Origin of the sequence: Streptomyces sp. NPDC051211, assembly GCF_040689505.1 — a bacterium.
Taxonomy (GTDB): domain Bacteria; phylum Actinomycetota; class Actinomycetes; order Streptomycetales; family Streptomycetaceae; genus Streptomyces.
The window spans coordinates 119,409-141,301 of the sequence record NZ_JBFBAV010000006.1 but is presented as its reverse complement, the minus strand read 5'-3'; the positions used below and the strand labels follow the sequence as shown (position 1 = coordinate 141,301).

Genomic DNA, 21,893 nt, shown 5'->3' with positions numbered 1-21,893 from the left:
TTCGCCGTACTGCGCGGCCCGCGCGGCCTGTCCGGCCGTGCGGCCGGGGTGCGCCGTCAGCGGCGGAGGAAGCGCTTGCCCTTGACCAGCCGCTCGGCGGCGGGCGAGTTCGGGTTGATGCGCAGCGCCTCCCGGCCGGCCAGCTGCCGCAGCTCGGTGCCCCGCTTGCCCATGCGGGCGGCGGTCTCGCCGATGCGCAGCCAGGTCAGGGCCCGTTCGCTGCCCTCGGCGCTCCTGACCGCCTTCCTCAGGTGCCCCTCGGCCAGGTCCAGCTCGCCGCTGCGGATGCGGAGTTGGGCCATGCCGATGAGGACGTCGAAGTGCTCGCGCTCGGCGAGCAGTTTCGTACCGACCTGCAGGGCGCCCTCGTCGTCGCCGTCCTCCAGGAGGGAGGTGAACCCGGCGAGGGACACCTCGGTGACCGGGACCTCGAACTGCATGCCCTGGGAGGGGACGGACCGCATCCGGCGGCCGCGCAGGGTCTTCTTCGTCGGCGGACCCGGCAGGTCCAGCTTGTCCCGGGTCTTGTCGTTGAAGTGCATGCCCAGCTCGGGGCGTTCCTCCCAGCCCGGTACGGCTGCGGCGATGTACTGCTCGGCGATCGGGCGGAGGAAGGAGTACCGCTTGGGCTGCATGCAGAACCCGACGGTGGAGACGTACGCGGCGAGTTCGCCCGTCACATAGGCGGCGTCCAGGATGCGGTCGCCCATCCCGTTGCCCGGGGCTTCGAGGTCGGGCAGCAGGGCGTGGGTGATGGTGACGGGGATGCGGTTGCTGTTCTCGTACGGCCGCATCCGCCGGATGACCTCGAGCGCACCGATCTGGCCGACCGGGATCCCGTACAGCGAACGGGCGGTGAACAGGCCGGTGGAGAAGCAGCCGATGACGGTACGGGGCTTCAGGTACTCGAAGATGGTCTCGGCCAGGACGGGTGCGTCGACCACCAGGAAGTCCACCCCGGCCTGTTGCGCCGCCAGGGCGAGGGTGTCGGCCAGGTTGGACGGGGCGCTCGGGTGCGGCTTGAAGATGACCGAGCGGAAGCCCATGCCCACGGCGGCCTCGAACATCCGCAGGTGGAGCTGCTCCTCCTCTTCCTCCGAGAGGATGTTGAGGGCGGAGAGGTACTGGCCGAGCAGGACGGCGGTTTCCTGGCCGCGCTGGAGCATGTGCGGGGGGATCGCCGCGTCGAGCAGCGGGCGGCACTCCCGGGTGAGCTCCGACATGAGTCCGAGCACGGCGCGGGTGTCCACGGGCTGCGAGGGAATCCGGTACTCCGTCAGGAGCATGGGGACCAGCTGCGGGATGAGGTCCAGGTAGAGCACCCGGGAGATCCGCGCGTGGATGTCGCGGTGCAGGTCGTTGCGGGTGGGGCCGTAGCTCATCACCCCGTCCGCGTAGACGGTGACCGTGGCGTCGGAGAAGATCTGGCAGAGCGTCTGGGCCGGCTTGACCTGGATGGACTCGACGATGAGTTCGAGCGGGCCGGGGGCGAGGCGCATCTTCTCCCCGAGCATGGTGCGCCACAGCAGGAGGTCCTCGCCCCGGGGGCCCCACATCGAGGGGTGGTACGGGGCGATGAGCTCGTTCCAGTACACGATCCGGGTGAAGCGGGACACGACGGAATTGGCCCCGTGCATCCGGTGCAGCGGAGTCGATACTTCCGGAATGTCCACGTTGTTGCACACGAGCAGGATGCGCTCGCGTCCGCCCGGCGGGCCGAACTGGCCGGCGTCGATGGCGGCCGCGACCGTCATCGCGCCGTAGAGGGTTGAAGCAGCAAATATCTGTGTCATTACGCGGCAACACCCAGCACGGTCGACAGCAGCGAGCGCAGCATCTTCACCCGGCGCGCATCCATTCCGGCCAGGGTCCCCTCGAGCACGTCCTGGGGGCACTCCATCAGGGCCCGGGCGCTGCGCTCCATGAGCAGGGAGCGGGTGTACTCGTCGTAGGTTTCGGCGCGGTCCAGGTGGATGCAGATCATCGCGCAGAGCGTGCGCATCGCCTTGAACGACAGTTCATATCCGCGCGGATGCCCGGCAATCTCCTGGAACACCTTCTGGTAGCACACGATAAAATCGAGCTGGCGCTCGTCGGGAATCTTCGTGAGCGAGCCGGCGACATCTCGGCGGTAGAAGATGCCGTGCAGATCGACGACACCGAAGGAACGGGCCCGCAGATGCAGGCGCCACATCCAGTGGCGGTCCTCGGCCGTGCGCAGGGTCTCGTCGAAGAACAGGCCGTCGAAGGAGAGCAGGCGCTCGCGGTCGTAGATTCCGGCCCACACCAGCGGGTAGTCGACGATGGACGAGGCATCGACCGGAAGGATGTAGTCCGCGGGGTCCAGCTGCATGGCCCGCGGAGAGACCGGACATTTGGCGATCTCGCGCTTCTTGCCGAAGACCTTGACGTGTCCGGTGCGTATGAAGTCGACGCCCGACTGGCCCATCCAGCTCACCAGTTGCGCGAGATATCCGGGGCCGTACCAGTCGTCCCCGTCGAGGAACGTGACGTAGCGCCCGCGTGCAGCGGCGAGTCCCCGGTTCCGGGTGGCCGAGATCCCCATGTTGTGCGGGTTCGGTATCAGAACCGCACCCGGAATGGCCGGCGCCATCTGCTGGATGATTTCCAAAGTCCCATCCGTGGAGCAGTCGTCCACGATGATGAACTCGAAATCCTCTCTCGCATTCAGCGCCAGAGACTTAAGTGTCGTCCGACAGTAGTCGCGGACATTGCACATTGGAACAATCACCGACAACGTAACCATCAGTAACACTCACCTTCTTCCATTCACAGATGCACCCCCGTCGGACTGCGCCGGCGCAGGCGCCGAGCACACGTCGGGCCCACGCATCAGTAAGCCCGCCGGACATCATGACAGAACCACTCGGATCCCCCTCCGATTCCGGGGCGTGTGACGTACCACTCGGCCGACTTGTAAAGGTCTGGTCAGGATGTACAGTGATCCGGACTGCGGGGCTATCCGGACCAGAGTCACTGCGCTGGAGCGCGAGGGCCGGGGGCAGTTGGGGGCGGATCGGCAGGTTTCGCACACAGAGTCAGCTGAAGCCCTACGTCCGCTTTTCCACAACGAGCCGGGGGTCACAGTGCGCATCCACGTACTCGCGGACTCCGACACCCGCTGGAAATGGGGGGCGGGCCTCGCCGTCGGGATGGCTCCGCGCGGACAGGTCCACGCGCACATGCTGCGCGGGCGCAGCACCCCCACGGCCCGGCAGCTGGCTGAGGTGGGGATCACACCCGCCTCCATCTCCGAGTCCACGCTCCCGGAGTTCGCCGCGGCGCCGGAGCTGGACGACGCGGACGTGATCATCCTGGGCACGGTGGGCGGAGCGACCCATGCCGCTTTGCACGCGCTGGCCTACCGTTTCCAAGGGCAATGGCGTCGCCCCATTCTGATGACCGGTTATGTCGGTGTCGTCTACGAAAAGGTGACGGACGGCCTGCTGCTGCGTGCCGGCGCCGATATCGTGCTGGCCAACAGCCCCTTCGACGCCCGCCGGTTCCGTGAAACGTACGTACCGCTGGGAATTCCCGGATCGAGCATCGTGCAGACCGCTCTGCCTTTCCTCGACCACCGGCCGTACGACATGAACCGGACCAATGCCCAGCACCCTTACACCCTGTGTTTCGCGGTACAGCCCTCGGTCCCCGGAGACCGAAAGGGCCGCACCTATATGCTGCGTCGCGCCATCGAACACGCGCGGCTCCGGCCGGGGCGTGATGTGCTCATCAAACTCCGCAGCAAGCCGGGTGAAGCGACCACTCACGTGGAAACGCACCACTACCAGGTGCTGGCGGAAGAGATGGAAGAATCCCTGCCGCCCAACCTGCATTTCGTCTACGGGAACATGTCCGACACCCTGGACCGGACCGACCTGCTCGTGACGGTGAGTTCGACGGCCGCGCTGGAATCGATGCACCGCGGAATGCCGACCGCCATCCTGAGCGATCTCGGGGTCCGCGAAATCCACGGCAACCACTATTTCGTGGGGTCCGGCTGTGTCACCGACTGGGAGGCCATCGACCAGGGTGCCGCGCCGATGGCGCACGAATCCTGGACCCACGACCAGGGCATCCGCTCCACCGATCCGTTCGGAGAACTCCGGGCCCGGGTCGCGGAGCTGAGCAGCGGGCCGCTCCCGCCCATCACCCCGTACTACACCGCCGGCAGCGCGCCGGACTACGTCGGCACGCTGCTCGGCCGGCGCGGCCTGAACCTCGACGGGTCTCCGGGGCAGTTGCCCGGAGGCCGGTCGAGCAGTGCCATGCGCCGCACCTCGCGCCGTGTCATGAAGGGCGCCTACCAGTTCGGCGTCCAGCGGGTGGCTCCGAAGATCCAGCAATGGGGCGGCGTGTAGCCCGTGCCCCACGACCGCCCGCACCGTCCTCACCCTTCCTTGGAGACCTTTGTGAACACGGCCGTCCGGCAGGCCTCGTCCGCCGTCACCGCTGTCATACCCGCCCGGGGCGGGTCCAAGGGCATACCCGGAAAGAACGTCACTCCGATCGGCGGGGTCCCGCTCGTCGCCCGCGCCGTCCGCGCCTGCCTGGCCGCCGAGCACGTCACCCGCACCGTGGTGACCACCGACGACCCGTTGATCGCCGAGGCCGCCCGGGCGGCCGGCGCCGAGGTGGTCGACCGCCCGGCCGAGCTCGCCTCCGACCGGTCCTCCAGCGAATCGGCCCTGCTGCACGCGCTGGACGCCCTCGAGGAGCGCCACGGCGAACCGGTCGGGGTGCTCGTCTTCGTCCAGTGCACCAGCCCGTTCATCACCACCGCCGAGGTGGACGAGACGGTCCTGGCCATCACCCGCGACGGCGCCGACACGGCCTTCACCGCGGTCCCCTTCCACGGCTTCGTGTGGCGCACCGACCCGGACGGCGCCCCGGCCGGACACGGCGCCGACGGGGTCAACCACGACAAGGCCGTCCGCCAGCGCCGCCAGGACCGGCACCCGGAGTACCTGGAGACCGGCACCGTCTACGCCATGCGCGCCGACGGCTTCCGCGAGCACGGGCACCGCTTCTTCGGCCGGACCCAGCTGGTCCCCACCGCCCCCGAGCGGGCCATCGAGATCGACGAGCCCGGCGACCTCGACCGGGCCCGCGCCCTGGCTCCGCTGCTGGACGCGGCGGACCTGCCGGGCCGCGCGGACGTCGACGCCGTGGTCCTCGACTTCGACGGGACGCAGACCGACGACCGGGTCTGGATCGACGAGACCGGCCGCGAGATGATCGCCGCCCACCGCGGCGACGGCATGGGCATCGCCCGGCTCCGCAAGGCCGGCATCCCGGTGTTCATCCTGTCCAGCGAGACGAATCCGGTGGTCGCCGCCCGCGCGAAGAAGCTCAAGGTCGAGGTCGTCCACGGGGTGGAGACCAAGGACGTCGAGCTGGCCAAGTGGTTCCGCGGGGCCGGGATCGACCCCGACCGCATCCTCTACGTCGGCAACGACGTGAACGACCTCCCCTGCTTCGAGCTCGTCGGCTGGCCCGTGGCGGTGGGCGACGCCCACCGCGGGGTCCGCGAACGCGCTCGTTCTGTCACGTCGGCCCATGGAGGGCACGGCGCCGTGCGAGAAATCGCCGAATGGATCCTTGGAAAGGAACTCTGAACAGTGGTGCACAGCAACCGCATCCGCCAGGTCGGCACCAAGCAGGTGGGCCCGGGGCTGCCCACCTACGTCATCGGTGAGATCGGCATCAACCACAACGGCGACCTGGCCAACGCCATCGCCCTCATAGACGCCGCCGCCGAAGCCGGCTGCGACGCCGTGAAGTTCCAGAAGCGCACCCCGGAGATCTGCACTCCGCGCGACCAGTGGGACATCGAGCGGGACACCCCGTGGGGCCGCATGACCTACATCGACTACCGCCACAAGGTGGAGTTCGGCGAGGACGAGTACCGCGCCATCGACGAGCACTGCAAGACCCGCGGCATCGACTGGTTCGCCTCCCCGTGGGACACCGAGGCCGTCGTCTTCCTGGAGAAGTTCGACGTCCCGTGCCACAAGGTGGCCTCGGCCTCCCTGACGGACGACGAGCTGTTGCGCGCCCTGCGCGCCACCGGCAAGCCGGTCATCCTCTCCACCGGCATGTCCACCCCGGAGCAGATCCGCCACGCGGTGGAGGTCCTGGGCAGCGAGAACACCATCCTGCTGCACGCCACCAGCACCTACCCGGCGGTGACCGAGGAGCTCAACCTGCGCGTCATCCACTCGCTGGAGGCCGCGTACCCGAACATCCCGATCGGCTACTCCGGCCACGAGATCGGTCTGCAGACCACCGTCGCCGCCGTCGCCATGGGCGCCTGCGTCGTCGAGCGGCACATCACCCTCGACCGCGCCATGTGGGGCTCCGACCAGGCCGCGTCCGTCGAGCCGGGCGGCCTGCAGCGCCTGGTCCGCGACATCCGTGTCATCGAGGAGGCCAAGGGCGACGGCATCAAGAAGGTCTACGAGTCCGAGCTCGGCCCGATGAAGAAGCTGCGCCGCGTTCAGGGCGTCGTCGCCGGGGAGTGACGAACCGTCGATGACAGAGACCCTCGCCCTGGTGGAGAGCCCTGCTCAACTGCTGAACGTACTCGAGTGGGCGCATGTCCACCCGGGCGAGGCGTCCTCTCTCAGCATCGCCATCCTGCAGCCGACCGACCGCCACTCGCGTGAACAGGTGCGGCGGCTGTGCAAGTTCGCGTCCCAGGCCAGGCTGGTCTGGCGGCGCTACGAGGTGCGGTCCGGCTCGGTGAGCCGGGCCCGCACCCTGCTCCGCCTGGGCCGGTCGGTGTCCAACGCCGAACGGCTGGTGATCGGGGACCTGTTCTCCCGCACCGTGCAGGCGCTGCTGCCCTTCTCCAAGGCCCGCGAGGTGGTCGTCGTCGACGACGGCACCGCCACCACCGAGCTGGTGGCCCTGCTGACGCAGGGCCAGAACCTGAGCCGCTGGCACCAGGGCGAGGCGCCCAAGAAATCCGAGGGCAAGGGGAGTTCGGTCGGCCGCTGGCTGGCCCGGGACACCCTGGAGCGGTTCGCCTTCTTCACCTGCATGCCGGTGGCCCCGCCCCCAGGCGCCGTGGTGATACCCAACGAGTACCGCTGGATCCGCGACACCTTCGGCCCGGTGCAGGTGCGCGGCGGCGCCGATCTGGCCGGCACCTCGCTGGTCGAGACGGGCATCATCGACCAGCAGCGCTATCTGGAGGCGATCACCTGGATCGCCCGGTCCCGCGGGGTCTGGCGCTACCTGGCCCACCGCCGGGAAAGCCCGGACAAACTCCGGGAGATAGCCGGGGCGACGGGCATGGAGATCCTCCACCCCGAGCTGCCCATGGAGGTCATGGCGCGGGTGGAGCCCATCGGGCACACCGTGCTGACCTTCGCCTCCACCATCGCCTACACCCTGCCGATCGTGCTGCGTAACTCCCCGGTCCGGGTGGAGCTCTGCGAGATCGACGACGCGTGGATCACCGAGGGCACGGCGGCCCGTTCGGTGGACTTCCTCCGGAACATCTCGTCCCTCGCCGTCGACCGCCACGGCCTCTCGCGCATCCCGCCGCAGCGGCAGCTTCCGCCCGCCCGCTACGGCCTGCCCGGCGTGCCGGGCCGGCAGAGCCCGCACGGCTCCCACGAGCCGTACTGAACCGCCCGGACCGCAGGCGGTCCGGCGCCGGCCTCAGAAGCGCATCCAACGGCCCAGCGACAGGCCCATGTTGTCCTTCTGGCGGGTCACCAGAAGCTCGCCCGACACGCTGATCGAGGCGATCACGATCCGGCCGTGCGCGTCGACGGCCAGGCCGGGAGAGCCCACCGACTCCTCACCGGTCTCGGTCCACCACAGGCCGGCCGCCTCGTTCTCCGTCGGATAGGCGGCGAGCGCCGTACGGCCGTTCAGGCCCCGGTAGGCGAGGATCGTGCAGTCGTAGCCGTCGACGAAGGCCCGGGTGCCGGCGACCGCGCCGTGCGCGGGTCCGCCGCCCAGGGCCATCACGCCGACTCCGGCGCGGTAGGCGCAGACGCCGTGGCCGTCGGCCGCATGCCAGTAGTACGTGACCCGGTCAGGGGCCGTCTCCACCCCGCAGCCGGAGCCCGGTTGGGCGAGGAAGGGCAGGTCCTCGGCCTTGTCGACCGAACCGCCCGGCTCGGACTGGGTCCACAGGCTCACCCGCTTCTCGGCCGGGGCGATGAGGGAGACCCGGCCGCCGAAGGTCGCGAACCCGGTGGAGCCGTCAAGGGTTCCGCTGCCCTTGATGTCGGCCCACTTGGTCCATTTGCCCTTCTTGTCCTGCCGGCGGGAGTGGACGCCCTTGCCGAAGTTCCGTACGAAGACGTGCAGTCCGCCGTGCGCATCGACGGCCGCGCTCGGCGCGCCCGCGGTGCGGGCCATGTCCTCGTTCTGGTAGAGGCTGCCCAGCGAGGCCCAGGGGCCCAGCGGCCGGCCCGTCTGGTACTGCATCGCATGATGGAAGGTGATCTGCTCCCGGCCGTCCACGACCCGGCGGCGCCGGCCGACGAAGTGCACGTAGCCGTCCTGGCCTTGGGCCAGGCAGAGGTGGGTCAGATCAGGGGCCGGGAAGAAGTCGGGGCCGGTCCAGGCAAGGCCGCCGGGAGCGCTCTCGGTCCAGCGGACCAGTCCGCCCCGGGCCATCGCGTACGCGCTCAACCGGCCGTCTTTGCCCACGAGGATCCAGGATCCGGAAGCGGGGCCCAGGGCGGCAGCGCCCCGGTCGTACACCGCGTCCGCACTGGAAGCGCCGGCCACCTGCTTGTGGGACCTGCGCGCGGATCGCGTAGCCATGAACCGAAGCAGCCTTCCCACATCATCATTCGAACGGAGTTGAGCATACCCCGGCGACTTACTCGCTCAAGAGTGCGTTTATGTTATAGGCCGCGTGACTTCTTTCATCAGTGCGGAAGGGCCGGTCCCCGGGAATGACTGCAGACAGTTCAGGTACGACGACCCCGCCGGCGGGCCGCGCCGCGCGGCGCCGGAGCGCCACCCGCACGCGTACCCGGGGGCAGAAGATCCGCCGGGTCCTGCTGTGGAGCCTCCTCGTCATCGTGGTCGCCCTCGGCGGCGGAGCGTGGTGGACGTACAGCCACCTCAACGGGAACATCCAGAGCGTCGACCTGGACCAGGCGATCGGAGACAACCGCCCGCAGAAGGTGGTGGCCGGCGCCCAGAACATCCTGGTGATCGGCTCCGACTCGCGCGCCGGGGACAACGGCGAGCTCGACGGCGGCAATGTGAGCGGCGCCCGCTCGGACACCACCATGCTGGTGCACATACCCGAGGGCCGGGCGAAGGCCACCGCGATCAGCATCCCGCGTGACACCCTGATCACCCGGCCCGACTGCAAGGGCGAGAACGGCAAGACCGTCCCCGGCCAGAAGCGCGCCATGATCAACGGCGTGTACGGGCTGGGCGGGCCGGCCTGTGTGGTCAAGACCGTGGAGCAGATGTCCGGCATCCGCGTCGACCACTTCATCGAGGTGGACTTCGCCGGCTTCAAGGGTCTGGTCGACGCGCTGGGCGGGGTCACGGTCAACCTGGACCAGCCCATCAACGGCTCCAAGGGCGGCATCAAGCTGGACGCCGGCGAGCACAAGCTCGACGGCACCGACGCGCTGAAGTTCGTCCGTACCCGCAAGGGTTACGCCGACGGCAGCGACCTCGGCCGGATCGGCCTGCAGCAGAAGTTCATGATCGCGATGCTCACCGAGATCAAGAAGCAGGACGCGCTCGGCAACCCGGCCCGGCTGTACAAGCTCGCCGACGCCGGCACCAAGTCGCTGACCACGGACAAGGACCTGGCCTCGCTGACGGCCCTGTCCGACTTCGCGAAGAGCATGAAGGGCGTCGACCCGGCGACCATGGAGACGATCATGCTCCCGGTGGCGTACGACAAGATCGACCCCAACCGGGTGGTCGCCGCCGAGCCGCAGACCACCCAGCTGTGGGAGGCCCTGCGCACCGACCAGAAGATCCCCGCCTCGGCCAAGAAGTCCCCCGCCAAGGCCGGATGACCCTCTGAATGCGCGAACGGCGAGCGGCCGGGCCCCGAACGGGGGTCCGGCCGCTCGCCGTTGCGGCCTGTGTGCCCGGTGTCCCTGTGTCAGGCGCCGGACGCGGGCGGCGCGGGCGGCGTGGGCGGGGCCGTGGGGACGTCCCCGCGGGGGCCTTCCAGCCCCTGGCCCAGCCGGCTGTGCCGGCGGCCGTACAGGTAGTAGACGAAGAAGCCGGCGAACATCCACACCGCGAACCGCATCCAGGTGTCGGCCGGCAGGTTGAGCATCAGCCACAGGGATGCCGCGATCGAGACGATCGGCAGCGCCGGCACCCACGGGGTGCGGAAGGCGCGGTGCAGGTCCGGGCGGGTCCGGCGCAGGATGATGACGCCCAGTGCGACGACCACGAAGGCGAACAGGGTGCCGATGTTCACCAGCTCCGCGAGCTTTTCCAGGCTGGTGAAGCCCGCGAGGAAGGCGATGGCCACGCCGAGCACGAGGGTCGCCCGGTACGGGGTCCGGTACTTCGGGTGGGTGACGGAGAAGAAGCGTGGCAGCAGCCCGTCACGGCTCATCGCGAAGAACACCCGGGTCTGGCCGAGCAGCAGGATCATGCTGACCGTGATCAGGCCGACGGCCGCGCCGAGACTGATGGCACCGGCGAAGAACGGCTGGTCCACGGACTTGAAGGCCTCGGCGAGCGGGGCGGTCGGCGACATCTGCGTGTAGTGCTGCATGCCGGTGACGACCAGCGTCACGACGACGTAGAGCACGGTGCAGATGAGCAGCGAGCCCAGGATGCCGCGCGGCATGTCCCGCTGGGGGTTCTTGGTCTCCTCGGCGGCGGTCGCCACGACGTCGAAGCCGATGAAGGCGAAGAACACGAGCGAGGCCGCGGTGAAGATGCCCATGATGCCGAAGTTGGTGGGCTCGTAGCCGAAGAGGACCTGGATCAGCGGCGCGTGCCAGCCGCTGGTGCCCTCGGGCTGCGGCTGGGCCGGCGGGATGAACGGCTGGTAGTTGTCCGCCTTGATGAAGAACAGGCCGGCGATGATGACCAGCAGCACCACGGTGACCTTGATGGCGACCACGATCGCGGTGATCCGGGCCGAGAGCTTCGTCCCGACGACCAGGATCGCGGTCAGCGCCAGGACCAGGAGGAAGGCCAGCAGGTCGAAGGATCCGCCCGCATCGGGTCCGGACAGCGCGACGGGCAGGTCCCATCCGAGGTTGGTGTGCATCAGGTGGCGCACGTACCCGGACCAGCCGACCGCGACCACCGCGGTGCCCAGGGCGAACTCCAGTACGAGGTCCCAGCCGATGATCCAGGCGGGCAGTTCGCCGATCGAGGCGTAGCTGAAGGTGTACGCCGACCCGGCCACCGGCACCGTCGAGGCGAACTCGGCGTAGCAGAGGGCCGCGAGGGCGCAGACGACGCCCGCGGCCACGAAGGACAGGGCGGTGGCGGGTCCGGCGTTGTTCCGGGCCGCGATGCCCGTCAGCACGAAGATGCCGGTGCCGATGATGACACCGACGCCGAAGATCGTGAGGTCCCAGGCGGAGAGGGACTTCCGCAACTGGTGCTCGGGCTCTTCCGTATCACGGATGGACTGTTCCACCGATTTCGTACGGAAGGGACTGTTCAGATTCGCAGTCACGGGCACACCTCCGAACGGGGCCCCCACGGAGTGAGGGGGGTGCCGGCGCGCGAACGGGCCGGGCGAATCACCCACTCAAGGATGATCCCCCCGGCCCGGGACCCGCAACAGGGCGTCCGCCGGACGGGTGTCCGGCGTGCGCCCCGGCGCGGGATCAGTCCACTGCCGCGGCCGGCTCGCTGTCGTAGCGGCCGTCCAGCTTGGCGACCAGGCCGGTGACCTGCCGCGCGATGTCCGGAGCGGTCAGCCCGATCTCGGCCAGGATCTCCTTGCGGAGGGCGTGGTCGAGGAAGCGCTGCGGGATTCCGAAGTCACGCAGCGGTACGTCGACCCCCGCGTCCCGCAGAGCCTGCGAGACGGCAGCGCCGACGCCGCCGGTACGGCCGTTGTCCTCGACGGTGACGACCACCCGGTGGCGGTCGGCGAGCGGGGCGAGCGCCTCGTCCACCGGCTTGACCCAGCGGGGGTCGACCACGGTGGAGGAGATGCCCTGCTTGTCGAGGAGGTCGGCGATCTCCAGGCACATCGGGGCGAGCGCGCCCACCGAGACGATCAGGACGTCGGGCTGCCGGACCTCGGGGGCCGGGGCCCGGAGCAGGTCCATGCCGCCGATCCGGCCGAGGGCCGGCACGGCCGGGCCCACGACGCCCTTGGAGTACCGGACGACCGTGGGGGCGTCCTTGACCTCCACGGCCTCGCGGAGCTGGGCGCGCAGCTGCTCGGCGTCGCGCGGGGCGGCCAGCCGGAGGCCCGGCACGACCTGGAGGATGGACATGTCCCACATGCCGTTGTGGGAGGCGCCGTCGTCGCCGGTGACCCCGGCCCGGTCCAGGACGAAGGTGACCCCGCACTTGTGCAGGGCCACGTCCATCAGGACCTGGTCGAAGGCGCGGTTGAGGAAGGTGGCGTAGACGGCGAAGACCGGGTGGGCGCCGCCGGTGGCCAGGCCGGCCGCGGAGGTCGCGCCGTGCTGCTCGGCGATGCCGACGTCGTAGATCCGGTCCGGGAAGGCCTCGGCGAACTTGTTGAGGCCGACCGGGTGGAGCATGGCGGCGGTGATGCCGACGACGTCCGGGCGCTCGTGGCCGATCTTGACCATTTCGTCGGCGAAGACGGAGGTCCAGCTGGCGGCCGCGGTCTTCACCGGCAGACCGGTGTCCGGGTGGATGACGCCGACCGCGTGGAAACGGTCCGCCTCGTGCTCCAGGGCCGGGGTGTAGCCGCGGCCCTTCTGGGTGAGGCAGTGGACGATGACGGGGCCGCTGAAGCGCTTGGCGCGCGTGAGGGCGGACTCCAGGGCCTCGATGTCGTGCCCGTCGATGGGGCCGATGTACTTCAGGCCGAGGTCCTCGAACATGCCCTGCGGGGCGATGAAGTCCTTCAGGCCCTTCTTGGCGCCGTGCAGGGTCTCGTAGAGCGGCTTCCCGACGACCGGGGTGCGCTCCAGGAGGTCCTTGCCGCGGGCCAGGAAACGCTCGTAGCCGTCGGTGGTGCGCAGGGTGGCCAGGTGGTCGGCGAGACCGCCGATGGTGGGGCCGTAGCTGCGCTCGTTGTCGTTGACGACGATGACCAGCGGGCGGTCCTTGGCGGCGGCGATGTTGTTGAGGGCCTCCCAGGCCATGCCGCCGGTGAGGGCGCCGTCGCCGATGACGGCGGCCACGTGGTGGTCCTCGCGGCCGAGCACCTGGTTGGCCTTGGCGATGCCGTCGGCCCAGCCCAGCACGGTGGAGGCGTGCGAGTTCTCGATGACGTCGTGCTCGGACTCGGCGCGGGAGGGGTAGCCGGACAGGCCGCCCTTGGTGCGCAGGCCGGTGAAGTCCTGGCGGCCGGTGAGCAGCTTGTGCACGTAGGCCTGGTGCCCGGTGTCGAAGAGGACCTTGTCCTTCGGGGACTCGAAGACCCGGTGCAGGGCGATCGTCAGTTCGACGACGCCGAGGTTGGGGCCGAGGTGCCCGCCGGTCTTGGAGACCGCGTCGACGAGGAAGGACCTGATCTCTGCGGCCAGCTGGTTCAGCTGCTCCGGGCTGAGCCGGTCCAGATCGCGCGGTCCCTTGATGCGGGTCAGCAGCACCCGTGCCTCCTTGCAGTTGCTGGCTGGTCCGTCGAGTCTAATGTTCCCCCCGAGCGCTACGTCATCGGGCGGTCCTGAGCGGGCAACGGTCTTGTCATATGTGGGCACATCCGTACGAGCCCACACCACACGTTCGAGCGGCCGTGCGCACGGAGGTGCCCGGCGCCACGTTCGGTGGCGCCGGGCACGGGTACGGCGTACGGGCCCGGAGGGAGGGTGTCCCCTAGGCGCGGCCTGCGGTCTTCTGCGTCTTGCGGGTGACCGAGTCGATCACCACGGTGGCCAGCAGCACCGCACCGGTGATCATGTACTGGATCGGTGTGGCGATGCCCTGCAGGGCGAGACCGTACTGGATCGATGTGATGACCATGACGCCGAGGAGGGCGTTCCAGGTCCGGCCGCGGCCACCGAAGAGGCTGGTGCCGCCGATCACGGCCGCCGCGATCACGTTCATCAGCAGGTCGCCGGCGCCGGCGCTCTGGTTCGCCGCGGCGATCTTGGAGGCCCAGAAGAGCCCGCCGACGGCCGCGAAGGTGCCGGCGATGGCGAAGACCGCGATCCGGACGCCGGTCACGTTGATGCCCGCGCGCCGGGAGGCCTCGACGCTGCCGCCGAGAGCGAACACCTTGCGGCCGAAGCCGGTGCGGCGCAGCAGGAAGTCGGTGCCGACCAGGACCAGCAGGAAGAGCAGCACCGCGAGCGGCAGGCCCTTGTACTGGTTGAAGACGGCCGCGGCGGTGAAGGCGACGGCGGCCAGCAGGCCGGTGCGCAGCGCGATCTCGGCGAGCGGCCGGGAGGGGACCCCGGCGGCGGCCCGCCGCTTGGAGTCCAGGAAGGACGACAGGAAGAACACCGCGACCGCGACCGCGGCGAGGCCGTAGGCGGCCGCGACGTCGGAGAAGTAGTACGTGGTGAGCTTGCCGACCACGCCCTCGGAGTCCAGGTTGATCGTGCCGTTGCTGCCGAGCAGCTGGAGCATGAATCCGGACCAGAAGAGCAGGCCGGACAGGGTGACGGCGAAGGCCGGGGCCCCGATCCGGGCGAAGAAGAAGCCGTGGACGGCTCCGATGAGCGCACCGCCGGCGATGGCGGCGAGCACGGCGAGCCATTCGTTCACGCCGTGGGTGACGGCGAGGACGGCGACGATCGCGCCGGAGACACCGCTGACCGAGCCGACCGAGAGGTCGATCTCGCCCAGCAGCAGCACGAAGATGATGCCGACGGCCATCATGCCGGTGGCGACCATCGTGACGGCGATGTTGTTGATGTTCTCGGCGGAGAGGAAGTTCGAGTTCAGGCTCTGGAAGATGATGCAGATGACGGCCAGGCCGATGACGACCGGGAGGGAGCCCAGGTCGCCGGCGCGCATCTTGCGCTTGAACTCGTGCAGGTAGCCGGCGAGGCCTTCCTCGCGCACCAGCAGGCGCGGGTCGACCGCCGGGATGGCGTCGTCGGCCGCGGCCGGGTTGACCACCTGGTGGTCGACCGGGACGGTGGCCGGCTTCGACGTGTTGTCGGTGCTCACTTGCGAGCCTCCCCGGTACGCGCCGCCCGGCGGGTCACGGCGTTGTCCGTGGCGCCCGTGATGGCGGAGATGATCTCTTCCTGCGTGGTGTCGGCGACGTTGAAGACGCCGTTGTTGCGGCCCAGCCGCAGGACCGCCACCTTGTCGGCGACGGCCTTCACATCGGCCATGTTGTGGCTGATGAGGATGACGGCGTGACCGCGTTCGCGCAGCCGCTCGACCAGGTCGAGGACCTGGGCGGTCTGCTCGACGCCGAGGGCCGCGGTGGGCTCGTCGAGGATGACCAGCTGGGGCTCGCCGAGCATGGAGCGGGCGATCGCCACGGTCTGGCGCTGGCCGCCGGAGAGCGAGGCGATGGGGATCCGGACGCTCGGGATGCGGATGGAGAGGGTGGTGAGCAGCTCGCGGGCGCGCCGCTCCATCTCCACCTCGTCGAGGACGCCGCGGCGCTTGAGCTCGCGGCCCAGGAAGAGGTTGCCTACGACATCGATGTTGTCGCAGAGCGCGAGGTCCTGGTAGACCGTCGCGATGCCCAGGTTCTGGGCGTCGTGGGGCTTGTTGATCGAGACCGGGCGGCCTTCCCACTCGATGACCCCGTCATCGATGGGGTGGACGCCGGCGATCGTCTTGACGAGCGTCGACTTGCCGGCGCCGTTGTCGCCGACGAGGGCGACCACCTCGCCGGAGTGGATCTCGAGTTCTACGTCGGTGAGGGCCTGGACGGCGCCGAACCGCTTCGAGACCCCTCGCAACGCCAGCACGGGCGCAGCGGACACGTGAATCATCTCCTTCGCCGCCTGACCGGCGGGGATGCCTTGCATTAACGATTCTGCACCGGCGCCCCGCGGATGGCGGGGGGAAGAGGGGGCGGGGCGCCGGAGAGGGTGGGGGCGCGGGCCCCCGCAGGGGCCCGCGGCGGACTTACTTGAGGCCCAGGGAGGCGCAGGCGGCCGCGTACTTCTCGGTGCAGATCTCGTCGGCCGTGTAGACGCCGTCCTTGATGACGGTGTCCTTGATGTTGGCCTTGGTCAGCGAGACGACCGGGACCAGGACGGACGGAACGCCCTTGGTGGTGGGGCTGTCCACGGTGGAGGTGGTGACGCCCTCGAGCTTCTCGCCCTTGGCGAGGGCGACGGCCATCTTCGCGGCGGCCTCGGCCTCCGGCGCGTACGGCTTGTAGACGCTCATGAACTGCTCGCCCGCCACGATGCGCTGCACACCGGCGAGTTCGGCGTCCTGGCCGGTGACCGGCGGCAGCGGGGAGACGCCGGCGGCCTTGAGGGCGGTGATGATGCCGCCGGCCATGCCGTCGTTGGCGGAGTAGACGCCGACGATCTTGTCCTTGCCGAGGGCCGAAATGGCCGCCGCCATGTTGGTGTTGGCGTTCTCCGGCTTCCATTCCTTGGTGTCGTACTCCTTGCCGACGGTGACCTTGCCGTCGAGCTCGGAGTGCGCGCCCTGCTTGAACAGCTTGGCGTTCGGGTCGGTGACCGAGCCGTTCATCATGACGATCTGGCCGCTCTTGGCCTTGTCGCCCAGGGCCTCCAGCAGGGCCTTGCCCTGGACCTTGCCGACCTCTTCGTTGTCGAAGGAGGTGTAGGCGTCGATCGGGCCCTCGGCGAGGCGGTCGTAGGCGACGACCGGGATGCCGGCGTCCTTGGCCTTCTTCACCGAGCCGGCGATGGCCTTGGAGTCCACGGCGTCGACGATCAGGACGTTCACCTTGTTGGTGATCATCGTGTCGACCTGCGAGTTCTGAACGGTCGGGTCCTGCTTGGCGTTGGCGTAGACCACCGTGCCCTTGCCGCCGGTGAGTTCGGCGACCTTCTTCTCGATCAGCGGCTTGTCGAACTTCTCGTAGCGCGCGGTCTGGTTCTCCGGCAGGAGCAGGCCGACCTTGATCGCGTCGCCCGCGGGCGCTGCGGAGTCCTTCGCCTTCTCGCCCGACTCCTTCGCACTGCCACAGGCGGCGAGCGAGGCGGCCATCGCGGTGGCGGCTACGGCAACGGCGGCTCTACGCATACGCGTGTTCATTTCTTGAACCTCCCTGACGAGGCCGCAACGCTGCGGCCGAGGTGGATGTGAGTCAACCCCGGCCCCAGTTTGTCGTCAAGGAGTGAATCCTTAACGAGATGACAACGGTGCCATCCGTTATCTAACTGAAGACAAGAGTTGAGGGGTCTGCGCCCCGCCGCCCTTGCCCAGCAAAAGCGTCGAATCGCCCATCTCGCTCAACACCAGGGCCAGGGCGCCCAGCACCTCGGCCCGGCCGCCCAGAGAACCCGTCAGCACCGACAACTGCCGTGCCGCGCTGGGGATCGCGTACCTCCCGACGGATTCACGTATGGGAGCCAGGACGAGTTCACCGGCGTCCGCGAGAGAACCGCCCAGGACCACCCGGCTGGGGTTGAGCAGGTTGCACAGGCTGGCCACCCCGCTGCCCACGTGCCGGCCCACGTCGGTGATCACCCGGCGGCAGCCGGGATCACCCTCCCGGGCCAGTTCGACCACGCGCTCCATGGTGAGTTCGGGGCCGTGGCTGCCCTGCAGCAGCGGCAGGACGTAGCGGGCCGCGGCGAAGGTCTCCAGGCAGCCCCGGTTGCCGCAGCGGCACACCGGGCCGGACTCGTCCAGGGTGATGTGCCCGATCTCCCCGGCGGTGCCGCCCGGCCCCCGGTAGATCTGCCCGTTGATGACCAGGCCGGCGCCGACGCCGCTGGCCACCTTGATGTACGCGAGGTCCTTGACCCCGCGGCCGCTCCCCCAGACCAGCTCGCCGAGCGCGCCGAGGTTGGCGTCGTTGTCGACGTACACGGGCACCCCCAGCCGCCGCGAGAGCTCGTCGCGGGGGTTGATGCCGGCCCAGCCCGGCAGGATCGCGGTGGAGCCGAGGGTCCCGGATTCCACGTCGATCGGGCCGGGCACGCCGAGGCCGACCCCGATCACCTTCTCCCGGACCGTCCCCAGGCTCTCGATCAGCCGCCCGACCAGGTGTTCCGCCCGGTCGAACCCGTCCACCCAGGACGCGTCCACGTCCAGCGGCTCGGACTCCTCGGCCAGCACCTGGTGGGCGAGGTTGCCGACGGCCACCCGCAGGTGGGTGTGGCCGAAGTCGACGCCGATCACGATGCCCGCGTCCCCGCTGAGCGAGACGCTGCGGGCCCGCCGGCCGCCCGCCGAGGTCGGGGTGACCTCCACGGTCCCGCCGTCCTTGAGCTCCCGGACGATGTTGGAGACCGTGGCCGCCGACAGTCCGGTGGTACGGGCGATCTCCGCCTGGGTCAGCGAACCGGCGAGCCGGACGGCACGCACCACCCGCTCGAGATTCGCGCGGTGCAAGGACGACTGCGAACCCGGAGTCTCCGCCACTGATCCACTCCTGCCATATCTCCAACTTGTGAACCCTAAGTCGAGCCCGCGGCCTTCCTGACGTCAAGAGGAGGAACCGACCGAAAGTACGAGAAAGGACACTTCGACTTCGTGCTACGGTCGCTGCGGCGCCGGTCCTCTGCGGCTTTCGAGGCCGGACCGGGCGCCTGACACGACAGCGCGACGCGAGGAGGTGTTCGGGATGAGTCCCGACCGAAGTCCTTGCCGCGCCCTCGTCGGCTGACCGGCCGACCGCCGTTCTTCAGTAGATCCCCTTCTTTTCCCTTCCGCATGCCCTGATGCGCACCGCTGCGCCCCCGAGGGCTGCGACACACCCATGCCGACCTGCGGGCGCGGCCGCTCCGTGCCGCCCTCCGCCGGTCCATGACCACTCTGTGTGACCGCGCGGCTCCGTGCTGCCCGGTTCCGCCCAGAGGGAGGTTTCGTCATGACCATGCTCACCCCCCGTACCCCCCGGAAGCTCGGCCCGCCGGGCCGGGGCCGCCGCGAGCGCAAGGCCGCCGAGCTGGAGGCCCGCACCCGCCGGGTCGGCGAGCAGCTCGCCTCGGTCAGCGCCCGCCCCGCCGTACGGGTCCTGCAGTCCGTGGACTCCTCGCACCACGGGCTGACCCACGCCGAGGCCGCACTGCGGCTGGACCGGCACGGCGCCAACGAGGTCGCCCGGGAGCGCGCCCCGCACTGGTTCGTCCAGCTGGCCAAGGCCTACTGCAACCCCTTCATCGCGGTCCTGGTCTTCCTCGCCGCGGTCATGTACTGGCAGGACCCCGCGGACCCGGGCGTGGTCATCCTCTCCGTGATGGTGGGGGTCAGCGGACTGCTCCGGTTCTGGCAGGAGTACCGCTCGGGCCGGGCCGCCGACGCCCTGAAGAAGCTGGTCACCACGACCTGCGCGGTGCAGCGCCGGGCCGGCGGCGGCTCCGGGCCCACCACCATCGAGGTGCCGATGGACCAGGTGGTTCCGGGCGACCTCGTGAAGCTGGCGGCCGGCGACCTGATCCCCGCCGACCTGCGGCTGATCACCGCCAAGGACCTGATGGTCGGCCAGGCCGCGCTGTCCGGCGAATCACTGCCGGTGGCCAAGGCCGACACCCGGACCGAGGACCTGGGCCAGCACGAGACCACCGACCCGGTCGAGGCCGACAACCTCTGCCTGATGGGCACCTCGGTGACCTCCGGTACCGCCACCGGGGTGGTCGTCGCCACCGGGGCCGACACCTACTTCGGCTCGATGGCCGGCTCGCTGGCCGGCGAGCGCCCGCAGACCAACTTCGACACCGGCGTGCGCAAAGTCAGCTTCCTGCTGATCCGCTTCATGCTGGTGATGGTCCCGGTGGTGTTCGCGATCAACGGCCTCACCAAGGGCGACTGGGACGAGGCCCTCCTCTTCGGCATCGCCGTCGCGGTCGGTCTGACCCCCGAGATGCTGCCGATGGTGGTCTCCGCCAACCTGGCCCGCGGTGCGGTCGCCATGTCCCGGCACAAGGTGGTCGTCAAGCGGCTGAACGCGATCCAGAACCTGGGCGCGATGGACGTGCTGTGCACGGACAAGACCGGCACCCTCACCGAGGACCGCATCGTCCTGGACCGGTACCTGGACGTGCACGGCGCCGAGGACAACGAGGTCCTGGAGTACGGCTACCTCAACGCGCACTTCCAGACCGGGCTGAAGAACCTGATGGACCAGGCGGTCATCGACCGCGTCAACGAGGCCGAGGAGGTTGTCGTCGACGCACGGTTCTCGATGGTCGACGAGATCCCCTTCGACTTCGCCCGGCGCCGGATGTCCGTGGTCCTCAACCGCAACCGGCTGGTCGGCGGCCCCGAAGCCGAAGCCGATGCCGCCGGCAGCGCCGGACGCACCGGACCCGCCCGACCCGCCGAGAACGCAGAGCACGTCCTGATCACCAAGGGTGCGGTCGAGGAGGTCCTGGACCTGTGCACCCACGTGGTCGACGGCGGGCGCACCGTCGAGCTGACCGAATCCGCCCGCATCCGGGCGGCCCTGACGGCCGAGGAGAACAACCGCCGGGGCCTGCGGGTGCTGGCGGTCGCCACCCGCACCGTGGAGACGCCCCGCGACACCTACACCGTCGCGGACGAGGAGGGGCTGACCCTGGTCGGCTTCCTGGCCTTCCTCGACCCGCCGAAGGCCTCGGCGGCCGCCGCCCTGCGGGGCCTGGCCGACAAGGGGATCGCGGTCAAGGTGGTCACCGGCGACAACGACCTGGTCGCCGCCCGGGTCTGCGCCGAGGTCGGCATCGACGTCGGGCACGTGGTGCTCGGCCCGGAGATCGACGCCCTCGACGACCTGGGCCTGCGCGCGCTGGCCGCCCGTACGACGGTGTTCGCCAAGGTCAACCCGGTGCAGAAGGCCCGGATCGTACGGGCCCTGCAGGCCGAGGGGCACACCGTCGGCTTCCTCGGGGACGGCATCAACGACGCGGCGGCGCTGCGCGACGCCGACGTCGGCATCTCGGTGGACACGGCGGTGGACATCGCGAAGGAGTCCGCGGACATCATCCTGCTGGAGAAGGACCTGACCGTCCTGGAGCAGGGCGTGATCCAGGGCCGCACCACCTTCGGCAACACCGTCAAGTACGTCAAGATGACGGCCTCCTCGAACTTCGGCAACGTCTTCTCGGTGCTGGTGGCGAGCGCGTTCATCCCGTTCCAGCCGATGCCGGCGATCATGCTGCTGGTGCAGAACCTGGTGTACGACATCGCTCAGCTGGCCACCCCGTGGGACCGGATGGACGAGGAGTACCTGCGCAAGCCGCGGAACTGGGACGCCAAGGGCATCGGCCGGTTCATGGTGACCATCGGACCGATCAGCTCGATCTTCGACATCGCCATGTTCCTGATCATGTGGAACGTGTTCGGGGCGAACAGCGAGGCGCAACAGTCGCTGTTCCAGTCCGGCTGGTTCATCGAGGGCCTGCTGTCGCAGACCCTGGTCGTCCACATGATCCGTACCCGGAAGATCCCCTTCGTCCAGTCCCGTGCCTCCCGGCCGGTGATGGTGATGACGGTGCTCGCGGTGCTGACCGGCCTGTGGCTGCCGTTCTCCCCGCTGGCCGGGTCGCTGGGCTTCGTGGCCCTGCCGGCGTCCTACTTCCCGTGGCTGATCGGGGTGCTCCTCGCGTACTGCACCCTCACGCAGCTGGTGAAGACCCGGTACATCCGCCGCTTCGGCACCTGGCTGTGACGCGCGCCCCGGCCTCACG

At 69.6% G+C, this 21,893-nt stretch carries 15 protein-coding genes; 6 read left to right on the top strand and 9 right to left on the bottom strand.

Annotated features, from left to right (window positions below):
• Positions 1 to 56 precede the first annotated feature (56 nt).
• Together AB0447_RS09160 and AB0447_RS09155 are read right to left on the bottom strand one after the other, a co-directional pair.
• Positions 57 to 1,793: an alpha-2,8-polysialyltransferase family protein gene (locus tag AB0447_RS09160; protein WP_366475918.1), complete on the bottom strand. Its 1,737-nt coding sequence runs from the start codon at positions 1,791 to 1,793 to the stop codon at positions 57 to 59.
• Complete coding sequence (locus AB0447_RS09155; RefSeq protein ID WP_366475917.1) at positions 1,793 to 2,767, bottom strand: glycosyltransferase family 2 protein; 975 nt, start codon at positions 2,765 to 2,767, stop codon at positions 1,793 to 1,795. The genes AB0447_RS09160 and AB0447_RS09155 overlap by 1 nt, the downstream gene beginning before the upstream one ends.
• A gap of 340 nt (positions 2,768 to 3,107) precedes the next feature.
• On the opposite strand from AB0447_RS09155, the gene AB0447_RS09150 reads away from it, so the two are divergent.
• Genes AB0447_RS09150 through AB0447_RS09135 form a run of 4 tightly spaced genes read left to right on the top strand, consistent with a single transcriptional unit; the run spans position 3,108 to position 7,659 of the window.
• Positions 3,108 to 4,382, top strand: coding sequence for a DUF6716 putative glycosyltransferase (locus AB0447_RS09150; protein ID WP_366476008.1), 1,275 nt, complete (start codon positions 3,108 to 3,110; stop codon positions 4,380 to 4,382).
• A 51-nt stretch (positions 4,383 to 4,433) separates the two neighbouring features.
• Positions 4,434 to 5,639 (top strand): acylneuraminate cytidylyltransferase, encoded by a 1,206-nt coding sequence (locus tag AB0447_RS09145; RefSeq protein ID WP_366475916.1) that lies wholly within the window; start codon positions 4,434 to 4,436, stop codon positions 5,637 to 5,639.
• A gap of 3 nt (positions 5,640 to 5,642) precedes the next feature.
• Positions 5,643 to 6,545, top strand: coding sequence for an N-acetylneuraminate synthase family protein (locus tag AB0447_RS09140; protein WP_366475915.1), 903 nt, complete (start codon positions 5,643 to 5,645; stop codon positions 6,543 to 6,545).
• A 10-nt stretch (positions 6,546 to 6,555) separates the two neighbouring features.
• The gene (locus AB0447_RS09135; protein ID WP_366475914.1) at positions 6,556 to 7,659 is read left to right on the top strand and encodes a hypothetical protein; all 1,104 of its coding nucleotides are present in this window, start codon (positions 6,556 to 6,558) and stop codon (positions 7,657 to 7,659) included.
• A gap of 33 nt (positions 7,660 to 7,692) precedes the next feature.
• On the opposite strand, the gene AB0447_RS09130 is transcribed toward AB0447_RS09135, so the two are convergent.
• The gene (locus AB0447_RS09130) at positions 7,693 to 8,814 is read right to left on the bottom strand and encodes a hypothetical protein (RefSeq protein WP_366475913.1); all 1,122 of its coding nucleotides are present in this window, start codon (positions 8,812 to 8,814) and stop codon (positions 7,693 to 7,695) included.
• Between the two features lie 134 nt (positions 8,815 to 8,948).
• Here AB0447_RS09130 and AB0447_RS09125 point away from each other — a divergent pair, with 134 nt between their 5' ends.
• Positions 8,949 to 10,043, top strand: a complete 1,095-nt coding sequence (locus tag AB0447_RS09125; protein WP_366475912.1) for an LCP family protein — start codon at positions 8,949 to 8,951, stop codon at positions 10,041 to 10,043.
• 89 nt (positions 10,044 to 10,132) lie between these two features.
• Here the strand turns inward: AB0447_RS09125 and AB0447_RS09120 are convergent, their stop codons facing one another.
• The 6 genes from AB0447_RS09120 to AB0447_RS09095 all read right to left on the bottom strand — a co-directional run bounded on the left by AB0447_RS09120 (position 10,133) and on the right by AB0447_RS09095 (position 18,648).
• Entirely contained in the window at positions 10,133 to 11,683 is a 1,551-nt protein-coding gene (locus AB0447_RS09120; protein ID WP_366475911.1) for an amino acid permease, read from the bottom strand.
• A 154-nt stretch (positions 11,684 to 11,837) separates the two neighbouring features.
• The gene (gene dxs / locus AB0447_RS09115) at positions 11,838 to 13,754 is read right to left on the bottom strand and encodes a 1-deoxy-D-xylulose-5-phosphate synthase (RefSeq protein WP_366475910.1); all 1,917 of its coding nucleotides are present in this window, start codon (positions 13,752 to 13,754) and stop codon (positions 11,838 to 11,840) included.
• Positions 13,755 to 13,977: 223 nt separating this feature from the next.
• Positions 13,978 to 15,279 (bottom strand): sugar ABC transporter permease, encoded by a 1,302-nt coding sequence (locus AB0447_RS09110; protein ID WP_366475909.1) that lies wholly within the window; start codon positions 15,277 to 15,279, stop codon positions 13,978 to 13,980.
• Entirely contained in the window at positions 15,276 to 16,064 is a 789-nt protein-coding gene (locus AB0447_RS09105; RefSeq protein ID WP_366475908.1) for an ATP-binding cassette domain-containing protein, read from the bottom strand. The genes AB0447_RS09110 and AB0447_RS09105 overlap by 4 nt, the downstream gene beginning before the upstream one ends.
• Positions 16,065 to 16,200: 136 nt before the next feature.
• Positions 16,201 to 17,313, bottom strand: coding sequence for a substrate-binding domain-containing protein (locus AB0447_RS09100; RefSeq protein ID WP_366475907.1), 1,113 nt, complete (start codon positions 17,311 to 17,313; stop codon positions 16,201 to 16,203).
• Between the two features lie 117 nt (positions 17,314 to 17,430).
• On the bottom strand, positions 17,431 to 18,648 hold the full coding sequence (locus AB0447_RS09095; RefSeq protein ID WP_366475906.1) for an ROK family transcriptional regulator: 1,218 nt from the start codon (positions 18,646 to 18,648) through the stop codon (positions 17,431 to 17,433).
• Between the two features lie 448 nt (positions 18,649 to 19,096).
• Here AB0447_RS09095 and mgtA point away from each other — a divergent pair, with 448 nt between their 5' ends.
• Positions 19,097 to 21,874, top strand: coding sequence for a magnesium-translocating P-type ATPase (gene mgtA, locus AB0447_RS09090; protein WP_366475905.1), 2,778 nt, complete (start codon positions 19,097 to 19,099; stop codon positions 21,872 to 21,874).
• The last annotated feature ends 19 nt before the right edge of the window (positions 21,875 to 21,893 follow it).